The sequence below is a fragment of the Komagataeibacter xylinus genome, assembly GCF_031081985.1.
In the GTDB taxonomy this organism is placed as follows: domain Bacteria; phylum Pseudomonadota; class Alphaproteobacteria; order Acetobacterales; family Acetobacteraceae; genus Komagataeibacter; species Komagataeibacter xylinus_E.
Genome location: NZ_JARWSK010000003.1, coordinates 93,622 through 112,565 on the forward strand (window position 1 = coordinate 93,622; position 18,944 = coordinate 112,565).

At 65.4% G+C, this 18,944-nt stretch carries 17 protein-coding genes; 7 read left to right on the forward strand and 10 right to left on the reverse strand.

Going from position 1 to position 18,944, the window contains the following annotated elements; genetic code table 11:
* Positions 1 to 2: 2 nt before the first annotated feature.
* Positions 3 to 707, forward strand: coding sequence for an NAD-dependent deacylase (locus QEG70_RS06630; protein ID WP_308719949.1), 705 nt, complete (start codon positions 3 to 5; stop codon positions 705 to 707).
* Between the two features lie 11 nt (positions 708 to 718).
* Positions 719 to 1,330 (forward strand): uracil-DNA glycosylase family protein, encoded by a 612-nt coding sequence (locus QEG70_RS06635; RefSeq protein WP_308719950.1) that lies wholly within the window; start codon positions 719 to 721, stop codon positions 1,328 to 1,330.
* Positions 1,331 to 1,427: 97 nt separating this feature from the next.
* Here the strand turns inward: QEG70_RS06635 and QEG70_RS06640 are convergent, their stop codons facing one another.
* Genes QEG70_RS06640 through QEG70_RS06650 form a run of 3 tightly spaced genes read right to left on the reverse strand, consistent with a single transcriptional unit; the run spans position 1,428 to position 5,911 of the window.
* A complete protein-coding gene (locus QEG70_RS06640; protein WP_308719951.1) occupies positions 1,428 to 2,156 on the reverse strand; it encodes a MarC family protein in 729 nt (242 codons plus the stop codon).
* Between the two features lie 34 nt (positions 2,157 to 2,190).
* On the reverse strand, positions 2,191 to 4,293 hold the full coding sequence (locus tag QEG70_RS06645) for a lysylphosphatidylglycerol synthase domain-containing protein (protein ID WP_308719952.1): 2,103 nt from the start codon (positions 4,291 to 4,293) through the stop codon (positions 2,191 to 2,193).
* Positions 4,294 to 4,303: 10 nt separating this feature from the next.
* The gene (locus QEG70_RS06650; protein ID WP_308719953.1) at positions 4,304 to 5,911 is read right to left on the reverse strand and encodes a lysine--tRNA ligase; all 1,608 of its coding nucleotides are present in this window, start codon (positions 5,909 to 5,911) and stop codon (positions 4,304 to 4,306) included.
* Positions 5,912 to 6,043: 132 nt separating this feature from the next.
* Between QEG70_RS06650 and QEG70_RS06655 the strand changes: the two genes are divergently transcribed.
* Positions 6,044 to 8,974, forward strand: coding sequence for an ATP-dependent DNA helicase (locus QEG70_RS06655; protein ID WP_308719954.1), 2,931 nt, complete (start codon positions 6,044 to 6,046; stop codon positions 8,972 to 8,974).
* Positions 8,975 to 9,019: 45 nt separating this feature from the next.
* On the opposite strand, the gene QEG70_RS06660 is transcribed toward QEG70_RS06655, so the two are convergent.
* The 3 genes from QEG70_RS06660 to QEG70_RS06670 form a co-directional block, all read right to left on the reverse strand.
* A complete protein-coding gene (locus QEG70_RS06660) occupies positions 9,020 to 9,223 on the reverse strand; it encodes a cold-shock protein (RefSeq protein ID WP_010507660.1) in 204 nt (67 codons plus the stop codon).
* Between the two features lie 291 nt (positions 9,224 to 9,514).
* Positions 9,515 to 11,161 carry a chaperonin GroEL gene (gene groL, locus QEG70_RS06665; protein ID WP_308719956.1) on the reverse strand — a complete coding sequence of 549 codons (1,647 nt, stop codon included), beginning with the start codon at positions 11,159 to 11,161 and terminating at the stop codon, positions 9,515 to 9,517.
* A gap of 63 nt (positions 11,162 to 11,224) precedes the next feature.
* Positions 11,225 to 11,515 carry a co-chaperone GroES gene (locus QEG70_RS06670; protein WP_172158177.1) on the reverse strand — a complete coding sequence of 97 codons (291 nt, stop codon included), beginning with the start codon at positions 11,513 to 11,515 and terminating at the stop codon, positions 11,225 to 11,227.
* Between the two features lie 143 nt (positions 11,516 to 11,658).
* On the opposite strand from QEG70_RS06670, the gene QEG70_RS06675 reads away from it, so the two are divergent.
* Positions 11,659 to 11,871, forward strand: coding sequence for a hypothetical protein (locus QEG70_RS06675; protein ID WP_308719957.1), 213 nt, complete (start codon positions 11,659 to 11,661; stop codon positions 11,869 to 11,871).
* Between the two features lie 89 nt (positions 11,872 to 11,960).
* Positions 11,961 to 12,623 carry a dienelactone hydrolase family protein gene (locus QEG70_RS06680; RefSeq protein ID WP_308719958.1) on the forward strand — a complete coding sequence of 221 codons (663 nt, stop codon included), beginning with the start codon at positions 11,961 to 11,963 and terminating at the stop codon, positions 12,621 to 12,623.
* Positions 12,624 to 12,694: 71 nt separating this feature from the next.
* On the opposite strand, the gene QEG70_RS06685 is transcribed toward QEG70_RS06680, so the two are convergent.
* Both QEG70_RS06685 and QEG70_RS06690 read right to left on the reverse strand, forming a co-directional pair.
* Positions 12,695 to 13,600 (reverse strand): S-methyl-5'-thioadenosine phosphorylase, encoded by a 906-nt coding sequence (locus QEG70_RS06685; protein ID WP_130730035.1) that lies wholly within the window; start codon positions 13,598 to 13,600, stop codon positions 12,695 to 12,697.
* Complete coding sequence (locus QEG70_RS06690; protein ID WP_308719959.1) at positions 13,590 to 14,408, reverse strand: cytochrome c1; 819 nt, start codon at positions 14,406 to 14,408, stop codon at positions 13,590 to 13,592. Before QEG70_RS06690 ends, QEG70_RS06685 begins: the two co-directional genes overlap by 11 nt.
* Positions 14,409 to 14,581: 173 nt before the next feature.
* Here QEG70_RS06690 and hemF point away from each other — a divergent pair, with 173 nt between their 5' ends.
* Positions 14,582 to 15,490 carry an oxygen-dependent coproporphyrinogen oxidase gene (gene hemF / locus QEG70_RS06695; RefSeq protein ID WP_308719960.1) on the forward strand — a complete coding sequence of 303 codons (909 nt, stop codon included), beginning with the start codon at positions 14,582 to 14,584 and terminating at the stop codon, positions 15,488 to 15,490.
* A gap of 121 nt (positions 15,491 to 15,611) precedes the next feature.
* The gene (locus QEG70_RS06700) at positions 15,612 to 16,691 is read left to right on the forward strand and encodes a hypothetical protein (protein ID WP_308719961.1); all 1,080 of its coding nucleotides are present in this window, start codon (positions 15,612 to 15,614) and stop codon (positions 16,689 to 16,691) included.
* A 25-nt stretch (positions 16,692 to 16,716) separates the two neighbouring features.
* Here QEG70_RS06700 and QEG70_RS06705 read toward each other — a convergent pair whose 3' ends face one another.
* Positions 16,717 to 17,328 (reverse strand): Smr/MutS family protein, encoded by a 612-nt coding sequence (locus QEG70_RS06705; RefSeq protein WP_308719962.1) that lies wholly within the window; start codon positions 17,326 to 17,328, stop codon positions 16,717 to 16,719.
* Between the two features lie 159 nt (positions 17,329 to 17,487).
* Positions 17,488 to 18,894, reverse strand: coding sequence for a cytochrome-c peroxidase (locus QEG70_RS06710; protein WP_308720211.1), 1,407 nt, complete (start codon positions 18,892 to 18,894; stop codon positions 17,488 to 17,490).
* Positions 18,895 to 18,944 lie beyond the last annotated feature (50 nt).

Genomic DNA, 18,944 nt, shown 5'->3' on the forward strand with positions numbered 1-18,944 from the left:
GCATGCAGCGCATCGTTGTCCTGACCGGAGCGGGCATCAGCCAGGAATCGGGTCTTCAGACCTTTCGTGGCGCGGATGGATTGTGGAACCATGAACGGATCGAGGATATCTGCACGCCGCAGGGCTTTGCGCGCGACCCGCTACGGGTGGACCGGTTCTATAACGGCCTGCGCGCGCAACTTCCCACCGTGCACCCCAATGAAGCGCACAAGGCGCTCGCCGCACTCGAGCAGGCCGGGCGCACGGGCGACTGGCCGGGGCACCTCACCATCATCACGCAGAATATCGACGACCTGCATGAACGCGCAGGCAGCCGCAACGTCATTCACATGCACGGCGAACTGCTGCGGCTGCGCTGCACCCGCTGCCACGCCACCCCTGTATGGAAAACCGACTGCACCCCCGATACGCCCTGCCCCGATTGCGGCATGCCCGCACTCCGGCCCGATATCGTCTGGTTTGGCGAAATGCCCTACCATATGGAGGCCATAGCCCGGCAACTTGCAGCCTGTGACCTGTTCGTGGCCATCGGTACTTCCGGCGTGGTCTATCCGGCAGCAGGGTTTGTGGACAGCGTGGCCAGCCATGCCGATACGATGCTGTTCAACCTTGAGCCCCCGCCGGGCCGCAGCGCCTTTGACCAGACCATTCTCGGCCCTGCCACCCGCACGGTTCCGGCATGGACGCGCGAGCTGCTGAAAGCATAAAAGGCACCCTCATGGCCGAAACCCTTGAAGACCTGCTGCACGCCATCCGCGCCTGCCAGACCTGTGCGGCGCACCTGCCGCTTGGCCCCCGCCCGGTGCTGCATGTCTCGCGCACGGCGCGGCTGCTCATTGCCAGCCAGGCACCGGGCACGCGCGTGCATGAAACCGGGCAGTCCTTCAATGATGCCTCGGGCGACCGGCTGCGGGGATGGATGGGGGTGGATCGCGCCACGTTCTATGATTCCAGCCGCATTGCGCTGGTGCCCATGGGCCTGTGCTATCCCGGTCGCCTGCCCAAGGGTGGCGACTGCCCACCCCGGCCGGAATGCGCACCGCAGTGGCGCGCGCGCATCATGGCGCAGATGCCCGCCCTTGAACTGACGCTGGTGGTGGGCAGCTACGCCCAACTGCATATTCTGGGCAAGGGAAAGGTGAGCACGCGCTGCCTCGACTTTCGCCACTACCTGCCGCGCTATTTCCCCCTGCCCCACCCCTCATGGCGCACGGGCGCATGGGAGCGACGCACGCCGCAATTCGGCACGGATGTGCTGCCTGCGTTACGCGCCTGCGTGCGGGCCGTGCTTGAGGGACGGCCCGTGCCTGAAATCGCACCGCTGACGTGATGAGAAAATGAAACCTGCCGGATGCCGCCTTTTTGAAAAAAGGCATCACCCAAAACTTTTATCATTTTTTAGCAATGAGTTGTTTTTAAACAGTCTCTTAATTCGCCATTGTCATGACGGCATGCGCGGTTGACAGCACCACCCCCTGCACGCCCGTAATCAGGATCTGCACGCCAATCGAGAGCAGGATCAGTGCTGCAAGCCGCGAGACGATGCGCGTGCCGGTCTTGCCCAACAGGTACAGCAACTGCTCGGCATAGGCATAGGCCGCCCACACAATCCCCGCCACCAGCACCGCCGCAATTGACAGCACGCCATAAAAGACGATGTGCGGGCCTGCCGGTGGCCCTTCCGAGCCAAGTGCAATGGCCACCGCAATCGTGCCGGGGCCGACGGTAAAGGGCATGGTCAGCGGAAAGAACGCCTGCCCCATCAGGTTGGCGCCCTGCGTGCTGCCGCTGGCCTGGGCCTGCTTGCGGGCTTCCTCCGTCTCGGGGGCCTGCAGCAGCGACCATGCCCGCACCGCCACCACCAGGCCGCCTGCAATGCGCAGGGCATCAATGGTGATGCCAAAGAACGACAGCACCAGCCCGCCAATCCAGATCGAGGCCAGCATCAGCATGGCGGAATAGAACGCTACCTGTCCCGCAAGCGCCACGCAGGTGCGCCGGTCATGCCCCGCCGTAACCTGTGCAAAGATCAGCGCCGCCCCCAGCGGATTGACAATGGAAAACAGCGCCGGAAATGCCATGAGGAACGCACCCGACAGGCTGGGCAGGCCCACCACGGTGGAAAAATGCGTGAGCAGTCCCGCATGGGCGGTCATGAGCGGTTTCCTTTACGCCACACGGCACGCGCCTTCAGCATCCGGTCTGCCCCAAAGGCGCGAAGGCCTTGTCCATCAGCGAGCGGATCGTGTTCAGGTCATCTGCCCCCGCGCACAGGAAACACGGATGCAGCGGCGCGCCTTCCTCCGTCAGCGGCCAGGGCGTCAGGCCCAGTTCGTTATAGACCGCAAGCAGGCTGGTGCCGACATGCCAGAAGGCAGGCTGGCAGCCTTCCTGCACCGCAAGGTCGCGCAGCCACCAGATGGCCGATGTGCAGTCATCCGCATGGCCCGCCGGGTCACCCAGCCCGATCAGGTATGGCCCCAGCCGCACGAAGGGCAGCAGCGCCTGCCGCCGCGCACCCGGTATCAGCCCCGAAGGCGCGGGCGTAACCTGCCCCACCCCGTCAAGCGCATGATCAAGGGCGCGGTAACGGGCCTGGCCCTGCTTGTTCCACGGCAGCACGTGAATGCGCCCCGGCCGCACCAGCCGCACGATCGTGACCAGCCCCAGCATGACCGCGAGCCCCAGCGTCCATTGCGCAATACCCGGACGGGTGGCGAAGAGCATGATCTCCCACCAGCTTCCCCCCGCCGAATCATGCGGACCCGCCAGCACCAGCACCACGACCGAAGTGATCAGCAACACAAGGGAAAGGATGGTCTGTGAAGACAGCGGCTCGCTCATGATGCGCGCATGGCGGTAATAGGACCCCCGGAAGGGTGCTATCAGCAGGCACACCAGCATGAGCAGCCCCGGCACCGCCATGGGCGAGTCGCGCAGCAACGTCAGCGCACACGCCACCGACAGCAGCCCGATCGTGGCCTTCCACGCCAGCGTCACGCGCTGCGAAAGCCCGATACCCAGCCCGATCAGCACAACACCGATCAGCGAAAGCAGATAGTCGCCCACCATGGCGAAGAGCGGTTGCAGGCGGCCCGCATTCAGCCAGTTTTCGGGGTCGAGCAGGGTCAGCGCCAGCAGCAACCCCCCGCACAGCGAGACCGCACCAGTCGCCACCGCCACCGAGAAATCGGCCTCGCTTTCACGGATCACCTGGCTCGGCCTGCCCGGTCGCGGCCCGCGCAGGGGGCTGCCAGCACTTGCCTTGCGCGCAAGGGCCGCGTCACCGCGCAGGAACAGTTCATGCGCCGCGAACATGATGCCCGCCACGAATAGCGGCACGATGTAATAGAACAGGCGGAAGATCAGGATGGCGGTCACAACGCGGGTCGCGGGCACGTAGGCGCCCAGCGCCAGCATCATCGTGCCGTCAAATACGCCTAGCCCCCCCGGCACGCTGGCCACCAGCCCTGCGGTGTAGGAGGCGATGTAGATGGCCAGGAACGTACCGTAATCCAGCCCCGGCGCCACGGGCAGGAACGTGTAGGCAATGGCCGCCGTGGCCGCGACCTCGAGGGCCGCGACAAGGGTCTGCATCACCGCCATGCCAGAGGATGGAAAGGTGACCTGCCAGCGCCAGACCCTGATCTCGTTCACGTAGCGCCCGGCAATGACATAGCCGATCACTCCCGCCCATAACAGACAGCCCACCAGCCGCATCATGGGCGAAGGCAGCGCATGGCCGATAAAGGGCACCGTGCCCGGCTCGAGCACCAGCACGCTGCCGATCAGCACCGCAGCCCCCAGAAGGTAGGTGGCCGAACAGAACGCGATGATCTGGGCAACCTCAAAGGGCTTCAGCCCCCAGTTGCCATACAGCCTGAAGCGCACCGCCGCACCCGAAATGGCGGAAAACCCGAGATTATGCGACAGCACATAAGAACAGAACGCCGCAAACGCCGTGCGCCGGAAGGCCAGCTTGCAGCCCACCTGCCGCACGGCAAGCCAGTCATAGAAGGACAGCACCAGATAGGACAGCAGCGTGAAGCCTGCCCCCGCCCACAACGTGGTGGTGGGAATGGTGAGCAGCGCGTGGCTGATGTCCTGCCAGTGCAGGGTGCGCACCTCGCGCTGCACCACGATTACGGCGCCCACCAGCAAAAACAGCCCCAGCACATGCGGCAGGTGGCGCAGCAGCGCGTTGCGGCGGCGCGCGGGGGTCAGGCCCGCCCCGGTGGGGCCATCCCCTTCGGGCGGGGCAGGCGTTGCGTCTTGGGTGGGACGTTCAGCCATGGGCAGGCCCTTAGGCCGCTGTTCCCTCGGCGCGGGTCAGGGCGGCCTCGATCAGGGCCACGGTTTCCGCCACGCCATAGAGGGCGACAAAAATGCCAAAGCGCGGGCCTTCCTTCTGGCCCAGCAGCACTTCATACAGGCAGCCAAACCACGCGCGCAGCGGCTCGAAGCCGTGGGTCTTGCCAATCTCGAACACGAGGTTCTGGCAGGCATCGGGGCTGACATCGCCGCCTTCCATGCCGCGCAGGGCCTCGGCCAGATCAGCCAGCGCCTTGCGCTCATGCGCATCCGGCGCACGGTACTGCTTGGTGGGCCGCACGAAATCGGCGTAGTAGACGATGGCGTATTCCACCAGCCGCGCCAGCATGGGGCAGCTTTCGGGCGTGGCATTGGCGTCGTAGCGCTGGATGAACTTCCATAGCACATCCGGCGTCTCGGCATTGGCGACCGAGGCAAGGTTCAGCAGCATGCCAAACGTGACCGGGCTGCCGGCATCAGCCGGGATCGCGCCCTTGTGGATGAACCATGCCGGGTTGGTCAGCAGTGCTGGGTCGGCAGGCTCCATGGCGCGGGCCTTGCCCACATGGGCCAGGTATTCATCCGTCGCCTTGGGGATGACATCAAAGAACAGCCGCTTGGCGCGCTGCGGCGCGTTGAACATGTACTGGCCAAGGCTTTCGGGCGGGGCGTAGCGCAGCCATTCCTCGACCGAGATGCCGTTGCCCTTTGACTTGGAAATCTTCTGCCCGTTCTGGTCCAGGAACAGCTCATAGGTCAGGCCCGCGGGCGGCTGGCCGCCAAGGATGCGGCAGATCTTGCCAGACAGGCGCACGCTGTCGATCAGGTCCTTGCCCGACATTTCATAATCAACGCCCAGCGCATACCAGCGCATGGCCCAGTCGGCCTTCCACTGCATCTTGGCGTGGCCACCGGTTACGGGGGTCTCGAAGGTTTCGCCTTCTTCATCGGTCCAGCGCACGGTGCCGGCCACAGGGTCGATGGCGTCCATCTTCACCTGCATCACCTGCCCGGTGCGCGGGTGGATGGGCAGCACGGGGGAGTAGGTGGCGCGGCGTTCCTCGCCCAGCGTGGGGGCAATCACGGCCACGATCTGGTCATGCACCTCGAGCACGCGCTTCAGCGCCGCGTCAAAACGCCCGCCTTCATAATACTGCGTGGAGGACGCGAATTCGTAATCAAACCCGAAGCCATCAAGGAACGAGCGCAGGCGGGCATTGTTGTGGGCGGCAAAGGATTCATGCGTGCCGAACGGATCGGGCACGCGCGAGAGCGGCTTGCCGATATACTGGCGCAGCATCTCCTGGTTGGGCACGTTCTCGGGCACCTTGCGCAGGGCGTCCATATCATCGGAGAAGGCCAGCAGCCGGGTGGGCAGGCCGGTCAGCTTCGTAAACGCCTGCCTGACCCATGACGTGCGCGCCACCTCGCCAAACGTGCCGATATGCGGCAGGCCGGACGGGCCATAGCCGGTTTCCAGCAGCACGGGTTTGTCAGCCGTCACCGCACGCGCGCCAACATGCGCGGACAGTTTGGCGGCCTCCTCGAACGGCCAGGACTTGGGAAGGGGCGAGATAAGGGCAGGATGCTGTTCTGACATGGACCGGCAAGCTATGGGCAGGAAGGGCACGGGTCAATCCATCCTATTCCACACCATAGGGTACAGCAATAAGAATGGCATGACACACGGCGGGCGACATCTGCCCGCTCGTACTCTATATCATTGACGACCATGCCAGACACCCCGCCCCTGCCGGACAGCGCCCCGGCGATCCTTACCCGGCACGGCGCCTGGTCGGTGCTCACGCCGGATGGGGAAATCCTGTCCATGCAGGGCGCCGACATCCGCCGTGAACTGCCGCAGTGGCCCGTGCCCATGGTCATCCATGCGCCCGCCATCGCGCGCAGGCTCGACCTGCCGCCCCCGCCACGGCCCTGCCCGTGGCTGGACCTGCTGGAACTGTTCGCCTTCACCCTGCCCGCCCATGCAGCCCCACCCACCGCGCGCGGGCTGGGCATGGCGCTCGGGCTTGAGGCGGACAGGCTGGAAAGCCCCGAAGCCGACCTGCTGCCCGACCTTGCCTTCGAAATGCTTGGCCGCATCGCCCGCCTGCGCAACACGCCCGAGGGCGGCATCCGCGCAGCCCTTGCGTGGCGCATGCGCAAGGCCGGATGGGCGTGGGGGCCATCGGTCTGCGCGGCACTGGGCCTGAAGGATGACGGGAAACTGCCCGCAGGCATGATCCAGCCCAACGAGGCGCTCAAGGTCTGGACCCGCCTGCCCAAATGGGAGGAAACCGCCCCCCGCCCTGCCCCCGCCGCCCATCCGGTCAGCGGGGAGGAGGCGCAGGCGCATCTGCGCGAGATTATTGGCGAAGGGGCCGAGCACCGCCCGGCGCAGGAGGCGTTCAGCCACGTTGCCGCCCGCGCCTTCACCCCGCGCGCGACCCAGGGCGACCCGCACATGGTGCTGGCCGAGGCCGGTACCGGCACCGGCAAGACTCTGGGCTACGTGGCGCCCGCCAATATCTGGGCACGCCGCAACGGCGGCGCTGTGTGGATCAGCACCTATACCCGCCACCTGCAACGCCAGATCGAATCCGAACTGGCGCGGCTCTACCCCGACCCCGCCGTGCGCCGCAGCCATGTGGTGGTGCGCAAGGGGCGCGAGAACTATCTGTGCCTGCTCAACATGGAGGAGAGCGTGAACATCGCGCTCTCACGCGGGCAGGCGGGCGATGGCACCCTCATCGGGCTGGCGCTGGTGGCGCTATGGGCGGCGCACACGCAAGATGGCGACCTGTTTGGCGGCGACCTGCCCGGCTGGTTTGCCGATCTGTTCGGGCGCGGGCTGCTGACCAGCATTGCCGACCGGCGGGGCGAGTGCATCCATGGCGCCTGCCCGCATTACCAGCAATGCATGGTGGAGCACTCCATCCGCCGCGCCCGCACGGCGGACCTCGTGATTGCCAACCATGCACTCGTCATGTCGCAGGCGGCGTGGCACGCGCTTGATGGCTCGGGTGCGAGCAACGAGGACAACACCCCCACCCGCTACATCATGGATGAGGGCCACCATATTGCCGATGCGGCGGACAGCGCCTTCGCCCTTGAGCTTTCAGGGCTGGAGGCGGCCGAACTGCGGCGCTGGCTGCTCGGCGCCGAAGGGGCGCGCTCACGCGCGCGCGGACTGCGGCGCAGGCTTGAAGACCTGCTGGCCAACATTCCCCGCATCGAAACGCCACTTGATACCGCGCTGATGGCCGCCCGCGCCCTGCCCGCACCGGGCTGGTCGGCGCGCCTCGCCGCCCTTGACCCGGTGCACCGGGCCGCCCGCGTGCCCGCCGAGGGCGAGGAACCGGTGCTGTCCAACCCCTCCGAGGCATTGCTGCATGAGTTGCGCCAGCAGGTGCTCGCCCGCACGCAGGGCAGCCCCGAAGGTGGCCCGCGCCGCAGCGACAGCGAATGCGACCTCTACCCTATGCCCGAATCGCTGCATGAGGCGGCACAGGCGCTGGAACGCGCGTTAAGGCGGCTGGCCGAGCCCTTGCGCACGCTGGTCGCCCGCCTTGATGAGGCACTGGAAACCGAGGCCGACTGGCTCGACACCCCCATGCGCGAGCGCATTGCCGCCGCCATCCGCTCCATCCGCCGCAGGGCACTGGCGCGGGTGGATGGCTGGTGCGCCATGCTCGGCAGCATGCAGGCCAACGAACCGCCCACGGGTGGCGAAACGCCGCAATATATCGATTATATCCGCATGGACCGGCGCGAGGGCCAGAACCCCGGCGAGCGCGACGTGGGGCTGTACCGCCACTGGCTGGACCCCACCATTCCGTTTGCCAGCGTGCTGGCAGCCCCGGCGCATGGCGTGCTGGTCACCTCCGCCACGCTGCGCGACGAAAGCGGCGAGGACAACACCAATGACAGCGCCGAACGCGCATGGGATGCCGCCGAGGCAAGGTCAGGCGCGATCCACCTGCCCTCGCCCGCCATCCGCGCGTCGTTTCCCAGCCCGTTTGATTACGCGCGCCAGAGCCGGGCCTTCATCATTACCGATGTGGCGCATGATGACCCGGCAGCCCTTGCCGGGGCCTACCGCACGCTATTCATGGCATCGGGTGGGGGCGCACTGGGGCTGTTTACCGCCATATCGCGCCTGCGCGAGGTGTATCGCCGCATCGTGACCCCGCTGGAGGAAGCGGGCCTGCCGCTGTTTGCCCAGCATGTGGACCCGATGGATAACGCAACGCTGGTCGATATCATGCGCAGCGAGCGCAATGCCTGCCTGCTGGGCACGGATGCGATGCGCGATGGGGTGGATGTGCCGGGCGAGGCCCTGCGTCTTGTTGCCTTCGAGCGCGTGCCGTGGCCGCGACCCGATATTTTGCACCGCGAGCGGCGCATTCACCTGTCCGGCGGCGCGCCGGGGCGCTTTGATGACAGGATTGCCCGCCTGCGCCTGCGCCAGGCCTTTGGCCGCCTGATCCGCAGCAGGCAGGACAGGGGGGTGTTCGTCCTTCTGGACCGGCGCACCCCGTCACGCCTGCTTTCCGCCTTCCCCGAAGGGGTGGCCGTGCGCCGCCTCGGGCTAAGCGCTGCGGCGCGGGAGATCACGGCCTTCCTGCAGGCGCAGGACGTATCCGCGGGCCAGCTTTCCTGATCGTGTCTCCCTGCCGTTCCCCGCATGTGCGGGGCAGCAGACGCCTCAGAGCGCCTTGAGGTTGGTCGCGGCAGCCTTGCCACGCTCCATGGCGATGTCATAGCTGACCGCCTGGTCCTCGTTCAGGCCACGCAGGCCAGCAGCCTGCACCGCCGTGATGTGCACAAACACGTCCTTGCCGCCATCATCAGGCATGATGAAGCCAAAACCCTTGGTTGCGTTGAACCATTTTACTTTTCCGGTAGCCATAGCCAGTCTCTTCTCCAGCGCCATCCTTGCCGGTCCTAATACCGGCAATCCGGGCGCGTGTGCCTTTACCGCCATGAAAAAACGGGGCATCCGGAAAACACCCTGCCACTTCCACGCCGTTCGTGCACCCATAGGGGCAGCATGAAATGGGCACCCGTGTCAAATGATCCCGACATGATCGCACGCGCCGGGCATAAAAAAAGGGGGAAAGGCCAATGGCCCTTCCCCCTTTTTTTATTCTGGCATCCGGCCCCGTGCTGCAGCTTGGGGCCGGAGTGCGCAGGCGCTGGATCAGAAATCCATGCCGCCCATGCCACCCATGCCGCCCATGCCACCTTCCGGTGCCGCGGGCTTCTTCTCGGGGCGCTCGGCTACCATCGCCTCGGTGGTGATCAGCAGGCCCGCGACCGATGCTGCATCCTGCAGCGCCGTGCGCACGACCTTCATCGGGTCGATGATGCCAGCTTCGACGAGGTCCTTGTAGTCGCCCATCTGGGCATCGAAACCGAAGGTGTAGGTGTCGTTTTCCAGCACCTTGCCAGCAATGACCGCACCGTCTTCGCCCGCATTGTGAGCGATCTGGCGCAGCGGTGCCTGCAGGGCCTTGCGGATGATGTCCGCACCGACGCGCTGGTCGTCATTATGGAAGTGCAGGCCACCAAGCTTGGTGGATGCGCGGGCCAGCGCCGTGCCACCACCGGGAACGATGCCTTCTTCAACAGCCGCACGGGTTGCGTGCAGGGCGTCGTCCACGCGGTCCTTGCGCTCCTTCACCTCGATCTCGGTGGAACCACCCACGCGGATCACGGCAACGCCGCCTGCCAGCTTGGCAAGGCGTTCCTGCAGCTTCTCGCGGTCGTAGTCGGAGGTGGTTTCCTCGATCTGCGCGCGGATCTGGCTGCAACGGCCCTTGATGGCCTCGCCTGCGCCCGCACCCTCGACAATGGTGGTGTTTTCCTTGTCGATGTGCACCTTCTTGGCGGTGCCCAGCATATCCAGCGTAACGCTTTCCAGCTTAATGCCGAGGTCTTCGCTGATGACCTGGCCACCGGTCAGGATCGCGATATCTTCCAGCATGGCCTTGCGACGGTCACCAAAGCCCGGCGCCTTGACGGCGGCGATCTTCAGGCCACCACGCAGCTTGTTGACCACCAGGGTCGCCAGCGCTTCACCATCGACATCTTCAGCGATGATCAGCAGCGGACGGCCGGACTGCACAACGGCTTCAAGCAGCGGCAGGATGGGCTGGAGCGAGGAGAGCTTCTTCTCGTGGATCAGGATGTAGGGGCTGTCCAGATCGACGGTCATCTTCTCCGCGTTCGTCACGAAATACGGGGAGATGTAGCCACGATCGAACTGCATGCCCTCGACCACGTCGAGCTCGGTGTGCAGGCCCTTGGCCTCTTCCACCGTGATCACGCCCTCGGAGCCGACCTTTTGCATAGCCTTGGAGATCATTTCGCCGATTTCATGCTCGCCATTGGCGGAAATCGTGCCGACCTGTGCGGTCTCGGCAGGCGTGGTGATCTTCTTGGCGTTCTTCTTCAGCTCTTCAACGACAACGCCAACCGCCTTGTCGATGCCGCGCTTGAGGTCCATCGGGTTCATGCCGGCGGCAACGGCCTTGGCGCCTTCGCGCACGATGGCCTGTGCCAGCACGGTTGCCGTGGTGGTGCCGTCGCCTGCGATGTCGTTGGTCTTGGAGGCGACCTCACGGACCATCTGCGCGCCCATGTTCTCGAACTTGTCGGCCAGTTCGATTTCCTTGGCGACGGAGACACCGTCCTTCGTGATGCGCGGTGCGCCGAAGCTCTTGTCGAGCACGACGTTACGACCCTTGGGGCCCAGCGTCACTTTTACTGCATCGGCCAGAATGTCCACGCCACGCAGCATGCGCTGGCGGGCTTCACCGCCGAACTTTACGTCCTTGGCTGCCATTGTTCTCTTCTCCGTATGGAAAGGTTTTTTAAAAGGTTACCCGGTGTGGAAAGCGCGGGTGGGTCAGGCGACCACGCCCATGATGTCGCTTTCCTTCATGATCAGCAGTTCTTCACCGTTGATCGTCACTTCCGTGCCCGACCACTTGCCGAACAGGACGCGGTCGCCCGCCTTCACGTCAAGAGCCACAACCTGGCCCTGCTCGTTACGGGCACCCGGCCCCACCGAGATCACCTCGCCTTCCATCGGCTTTTCCTTGGCGGTCTCAGGGATGATGATACCACCTGCTGTCTTTTCCTCGCTCTTAAGGCGACGGACGACCACTCGGTCATGCAGGGGACGAAATTTCGTCATGGATTGCTCCAAATCTTCTAAAGGTAACGCCCTTGAATCAAGCAACGCCACCGGTTGGCGCGCGCGCCAGGCCGCATCGCGTTAGCACTCCCCTCGTGAGAGTGCTAAACACCAGATAGGTAGCCCCCCTACAGGTGTCAAGAATGGCGCGCAGCGAGACGGCGCAGAATTCGCGCGCAAAAGGGCCAGCAGGGAAAAACCTTCATTTTTACATTTATTATCAATTTGTTAGTGAAGCGATTTACCCCCCATCAAAAGCGGCGGAACAGCCCTCCCCACAATGCATGACACACTGGCGTGCCGATTCCAGCGCACCGGCCGCCAGCGCGGGGCTTCATGGGAAGGAATTCTCATAAAGTCGCCCCTCACGCGGGTTTCATATTGACGTCAGGGCAGGCGGCATCATTCTTTGCCCGGCAATGAAGGAAAGAATGGAGTGAAAACCATGGGCGCAGTCGTAACCGTTACCGCGGCGGACGGGCATGAATTTTCCGCCTATCGGGCTGGTCGGCCCGATGCGGCGCGCGCCGTGGTGGTGGTGCAGGAAATATTTGGCGTCACCCCCTATATCCGCGCGGTGTGCGACGCCTTCGCCGCCCAGGGCTATCAGGCCATTGCCCCGGCCCTGTTCGACCGCGCGCGGCGCGATGCCATCCTGCCCTATGATAATGCGGGCATGCACGAAGGGCTGAAGCTGCGCGCCGAAGTGGGGCAGGAGAACGCGCTGCGCGACCTTGTGGCTGCGGCCGACATGCTGACAACCGAGAAGAAGGGCATCGTGGGGTTCTGCTGGGGCGGCAAGCTGGCATGGGAGGCCGCGTGCCATACCAAGGCGTTCGCGGCCGCCGTGGCATGGTATGGCGGCGGCATTGCCGAGACCCGGGCCCAGGTGCCCAACTGCCCCGTGCAACTGCATTTTGGCGCGGAAGACGCCCATATCCCGGCTCACGACGTGGACGCCATCCGCGCGGCACATGAGGACATCGAAATCTTTACCTATGAGGGGGCCGATCACGGCTTTGGCTGCACGGATCGCCCATCCTACAACGAGGCCGCCGCGACTCTGGCCATGCAGCGCACGCTGAGCTTTTTCGAGCACTGGCTGTAACCGCCAAAAAGAATGCCGCCTTTTTTGAAAAAAGGCGGCACCCAAAAACTTCTGTTTTTTTAAGGCTGTTTTTAACCGCGGTTGAGCACGCGGCCTGCAACGGCTTCCAGCTTTTTCAGCAGGGCCGGGTCGCGCTTTTCGGGCGCCGTGATGATGGCGTGCTCGAGCGCGCGGTCGCAGCCTGCGTAACAGGGGCCACGCTTCGCACCGAGCTTGGGGATGACCGAACGCACGAGCGCGCGCGCGCGGCTGGCGTTCTGCTGCATGACCTTGACCACTGCATCGACCGTCACACTGTCATGGTCGTCGTGCCAGCAGTCATAATCGGTAACCATGGCCACGGTGGCGTAGCAGATCTCGGCCTCACGGGCGAGCTTGGCCTCGGGCATGTTGGTCATGCCCACCACCGAGCAGCCCCATGAGCGGTAGAGATTGCTCTCGGCGCGGGTGGAGAACTGCGGGCCTTCCATGACCAGGTAGGTGCCGCCCCGGGTCACGTCCAGCCCGAGTTCGCGGCACTGGCCCTCAAGCACATCGCCAATGCGCGGGCACAGCGGGTCGGCCATGCCGACATGCGCCACGCAGCCGGTATCGAAAAAGCTCTTCTCGCGCGCGAACGAACGGTCGATGAACTGGTCGATGACCACGAAGTGGCCCGGCGGCAGTTCTTCCTTGAGCGAGCCGACCGCCGAGAGCGAGACGATATCGGTCACGCCCGAGCGCTTGAGCGCATCGATATTGGCGCGGTAGTTCAGGCGCGAAGGCGGCAGCGGGTGGCCCCGGCCATGGCGCGGCAGGAACACGCAGCGCACGCCATCAAGCCTGCCAAACAGAAGCTGGTCGGACGGCTTGCCCCACGGGGTCTCGACCGTGCGCCATTCCTTGTCCTCAAGGCCCTCGATATCATACAGGCCGGACCCGCCGATCAGGCCGATAACCGGCTCGATCTGCTCACCGGTGGCAGCGTTAGTGGACATTGGACCACGTTCTCCGTTTCAGACAGATGGAAAGTACAAGCAGGATCAGCAGGAACACGATCGCCCCCACCCCTGCGCGATGGCGCGCCGTCAGGTGCGGGCTGGCCACCCAGGCCAGGTAGGTCGTGACATCACGCGCCTGCTGCTCAACCGTGGCGGGCGTGCCATCGGGGTAGGTAATGCCCCCTTCATACAGGGGCGGCGGCATGGCGATCTGCCCATTGGCGGCATACGGATTATAGAACGTGCCCGGCGGCACCACCGTGCCCGCGGGCGGGGTCTGGCCGTATCCGGTCAGGAAGGCATAGATGCGGTCCACCCCACCGGGATGCACCACGGCAAGGCGCGACTGGTCGGGCGGCACCACGCCGTGATTGGCCGCTGCCGCCACATGCGCATCGGGATAGGGGGAGAGCAGGTGGTCATCCATGTTGGCGGGGCGGGAGACCGGGTGGCCGCCTGCATCCACCCCTGCGGGGATGTGGTGGCTGGCCGCCAGCGCGTTGACATCCGCCTCCTTCAGCCCCAGCCCGGCCAGGTCGCCATAGGTTACCGACTTCATGCCGTGGCAGGCGGAACAGACCTGGGCATACACCGTGTAGCCACGCTGCACGGCCGCCATGTCAAAATGCCCCAGCGGCCCCTGAAAGCTCCAGTGCTGGCGGGGCGGCTCACGATAGTCGTGCGCCTGCGCCTTGGCCCCGCTGCCCAGTGGCAGGACTGCCAGCAGACCGCCAAGCAGCATGCCACGGCGTAACATGATGCGCCGGCGTTGCGCCCCGCGCTGCTGATGACCCGGTTCATGCATGTCTGCTACGTTCCCGCCGCGATTGTCATACGCCCCGCCTTTCGGCACGGGGCTGGCCCCCTTCCTAGCGGCAGCGCGGCCGGTCTTGCAATCACCCGTCTTGCAATAAGTGGAACAAACGGGCACCCGTAATATCCATCGCGAACGACCAGAACGGGCTAAATGAGACGAGCATGACAATTTCCCGCACCCCCGTCGCCCACGACGCACTGAAGGACACGGCCCGGACCTGGTTTGAAACCCTGCGTGACCGGATCTGCACGGCCTTTGAACAGATCGAGGATGAGGCCGTGACCGCTGGCACGCCCACCCTGCCCGGCAAGGAAAAAGCGGGCCGCTTCGAGCGCAAGCCGTGGTCACGCACCAACGACGATGGCACGCCCGGCGGCGGCGGCGTGATCAGCCTCATGCGCGGGCGCGTGTTTGAAAAGGTGGGGGTCAATGTCTCCACCGTGAGCGGGGTGTTCAGCCCCGGCTTCCGCGACTCGATTCCCGGCGCGTCGGAAGACCCGCGCTTCTTTGCCACCGGCATCAGCCTCGTCGCCCATATGTGCAGCCCGCTGGTGCCCGCGGCCCATTTCAACACCCGCATGATCATCACCACGCAGGGCTGGTTTGGCGGCGGTGGCGACATTACGCCCATGTTCCCCGAAAGTGCCGAGGCCATCAGCGATGGCAAGCGCTTCCATGACGGGTTCCGCAAGGCATGCGAGAAGCATGACCCGGAGTATTATCCCCGCTTCAAGGAGTGGTGCGACAAATACTTCTACCTGCCCCACCGCGATGAAGCGCGTGGCCTTGGCGGCATTTTTTATGACCGGCTCGATACCGGCAACCTCGATGCCGATTTCGCGTTCACCCGCGATGTGGGGCTTGGCTTCCTGGAAACCTATCCCGACATCGTGCGCAGCCGCATGATGGAGCCGTGGACACAAGAGCAGCGCAAGGCGCAGCTTGTCCGGCGCGGGCGGTATGTCGAGTTCAACCTGCTGCATGACCGTGGCACGATTTTTGGCCTCAAGACCGGTGGAAACACCGAAGCCATCCTCATGAGCCTTCCCCCGGAAGTCCACTGGCCATAAGAATAGCCGCCATGCCCGTTCCACGCTCCCTGCCCTGCCCTGACCAGCCCGTCCGCCCCCATGCGGCAGGACCCGACAACAGGGCATTGGTGGCGCGCAGGCCCCACCGGCAGCGCCAGCCATGATCAACCGCCGGGCTTTCATGGCCCTTGTGGCCGCAGGGGCTGCCCTGCCATGGGGGGCACGGGCCTCGGAACTCCCGCGCGAGCGCCTGCCCCTGCTTCCCTCCGGCACGCCGGGGCTGCTCATGGCGGGCAGCCACAGCGCCATGGCGGAACGCTGGAGCCCCATCCTGCCCACGGCGCTGGGTCAGGCGCTGGGCCTGCCCAACCCGCTGAGCGTGCGCGATACCGTGGGGCAGGACGGGGTGACGGGAGCCAACCTGTTCGATTCCCAGTTCGCATCAGATGGCATGATGGCGCTCGCCGCCCCCGGCTCGGCTCTGGTTTCCTCGCTGTGCGGCGATCCGCGCATCCATTTCGACTACAGCCGCTGGCTGCCGCTGCTGCTCAGCCTGACGGTGCCCATCGTGATCGGGCGCACGCAGCTGCACCGCAGCCTTGGCAGTTTCATGCGCGACCGGCCCGTGCGCATTGCCGTCTCGACCCTGACCGGAATCGAACTGCCCACCGTGCTGGCCATGACGCTGTTCGGGCTGCGGCCCATACCGGTTACGGGCCTGGCCACGCCGCAGGCCGCCGCCGCCGCCCTGCGCGACAACCAGGTCGATGTCATCCAGATTACCGACCCGCTGGGCACGCCCGAGACGGCGGCGCTGACCAGCACGCTGGCGCAGGCGGGCTGCCCCGCCCTGTTTGCCCTGACCGACCGGCCCGGCCCGTGCAGCCTGCCCGGCCAGACGATCATGAACATGGAAGACCGGCTGCGCCAGGATGCGCGCTCGGCGCTGGGCAGCCTGCTGCATGCGGCGCTTAAGCCGCTGGCGGGGGCTGCGGGGGTGGATCTGGCGCTGGTGCTGCCCATGCTCACCTCATCGGCCACGCTGGCGCGGTGGCGGGCGGCCACCACGCAGGCGCTGCATGATGGCACCCTGCAGGCCACGATGCATGATGCAGGCCGCACGCTGCTCACCGGCACGGACGCAACCGAGGCGCTGCGCCAGATTTCGGGCGATACCTCGAGCATCATGACCCTGCGCCGCTGGCTGGCTGCCAACCTGCCCACCTGGCGGCTGGGCTGAAGGGGCGCCGGTAGCGGCGGCGGCTCTAGCGGTACACGCCGCGCCCCGGCCTGCGCAGCAGCACGCGCACGGCACCCTGATTGGCCGCATGCGGGTGCACTACGGCCAGGATCAGGCGGCCAAGATCGCCGCGCCCCAGCCAGAACGGCAGTTCGCGCCGCAGGATGCCGCCATGATGGCCGCTGCCCAGCCCGGTAATAATCTCGACACAGCGCACATTGTCGGCATGCGCCTGAATGAGAAAGCCGTGCAGGCGGTGGAACGCCGTCTGCGCCACCTGCCCGTGCAGGTCCAGCCGGCGCTCGGGGCGCAGCTTGCCGCTCACCAGCCCGCGCCAGCTCGTATCATCGAGCCCCGGCCTGCGCACACCAATCTCGAACGCGCCGCCCTTTCCCTTCTGCACTGTCAGGCTGTGGCTGGCGGTCTGGTGCACCGCGTGCACGCCGCCCGCAGCAAGGCGCTGCATGATGGCCGCGCGGCTCATGCCCGGCCTGTCGGCCTCGGGCGGCACGGCAGGCGGCGAAGCGGGCGGCGGCGTCTGGCCCGTGTGGCGTGGCGCGGTCCGGAGCGGCGCGATACCCTGCGCGAAGGCCGCCCACAGGGCCTGTTCCTCCTCGTTCAGTCTGCGCTGCCTCACGGTATGATTCCTTTCTGCGGGCCGGTGGCCTGCGCGCATAGAATCATACCGCGCCCGCAAGGTCCATGTTTTCAGGCATGGCGCCCACGCAAAAAGAATGCCGCCTTTTTTTGAAAAAAGGCGGCACCTGTAAACATCAGTCGTTTTTTATCAGACAACTCAGGGCGTGGTGTTGCGCAGCGTCTCGCCCTGGTAGCGCCCGGTCAGCGTGTTGAGGAAGGCCACGATATCCGCCACGTCAGGGTCGGACATGTCATGGTCCGGCGTCTGGTAGCGCGCCATCTTGCGCACGGCCTCATCAAGCGTTGTGACGCTGCCATCATGGAAGTAAGGCGCGGTCAGCGCGATGTTGCGCAGGTTGGGCACCTTGAAGCGCTCCATGTCAGCCGGGTCGTGCGTGACTTCAAAGCGCCCCCTGTCGGCATCGGTCAGCTTGCCGCCACGGGCCGCGAAATAATCGCCTTCCAGCCCCATCGGCTCAAGCGCCTGGCCACCCATGGACGGGCCGGTATGGCAGCCAGAACAGCCAACCTGCTTGAACAGCGCGTAGCCATGCTTTTCCTGCGTGTTCAGTGCGGCGTCATCGCCTTTCAGATACTGGTCAAAGCGGCTGTCCGGGGTGATCAGCGTCTTTTCATATTCGGCGATGGCGTTGGTGATGGTGGTCTCATCAATCGTATCGCTGCCAAAGGCGGCCGCGAACGCAGGCGCGTAGGTCGGGTCGGCGCGCAGGCGGTCCGCCACGGCGTTCCAGTCATGCGATCCCATCTCGACCGGGTTCATGACCGGGCCTGCCGCCTGCTGCGCCAGCGTGTCGGCGCGCGCGTTCCAGAACTGCCATCTGCTGAAGCCCGCATCAAACACCGTCGGCACGTTGATCGGCCCCTTCTGGCCGCCAATGCCGGTGGCCGTGACCAGACCATCCACGCCGCCATGCTGCAGGCTGTGGCAACTGGCGCAGTTGGACTTTTCATCACCCGACAGCCTGCGGTCAAAGAACAGGCGCTGGCCCAGCGCCACCTTGTTGGCATCCACCGTGACAGATTCGGGAATGGGCTGCACGGGTTCGGCGGCAAAGCGGTCGGCCACGCCGGCGGTGGCGTAATGCTGGCGGCGCACCTGCGCGATCCACGTCAGCATGCTCTCGCGCTGGCTGGCGGAAAGATGGGCATGCCAGTGCATGAGCAGGTACAGCGTGGGGGGCATGCGGTTCTGGTTGATGACTTCCTCGATGCGGGCCAGCTTTTCCTCATCGGGCACGCTGCCATTTTGCAGCGCGTCGATCACCGGTTCCACGCGGAAGTGGCGCAGCCCTTCGGTGCGGTCGCGGCTCATGAGCGGCTGCGCCACGGGAAGGTGGAAGTAGAACGGCAGTTCAACCTTGGCCGCGTGGCAATAGTCACACCGTGCCTCGCGCACGACATCAAGTGCCGCGGCGGACACGGCATCCACGCCCGCACCCGCAGGGGCGGGTGCGGTTGCGTGATCAAAATGGGTGAGATAGGCGACCGTGCCACCATACACCACGCCCCCGGCCACTACCGCCGCCGCAACCATCTTCCTCATCGACATGCAAAACCCTTTCGCTTGGCCTGCGGACGTTCTGGTCGATTGGG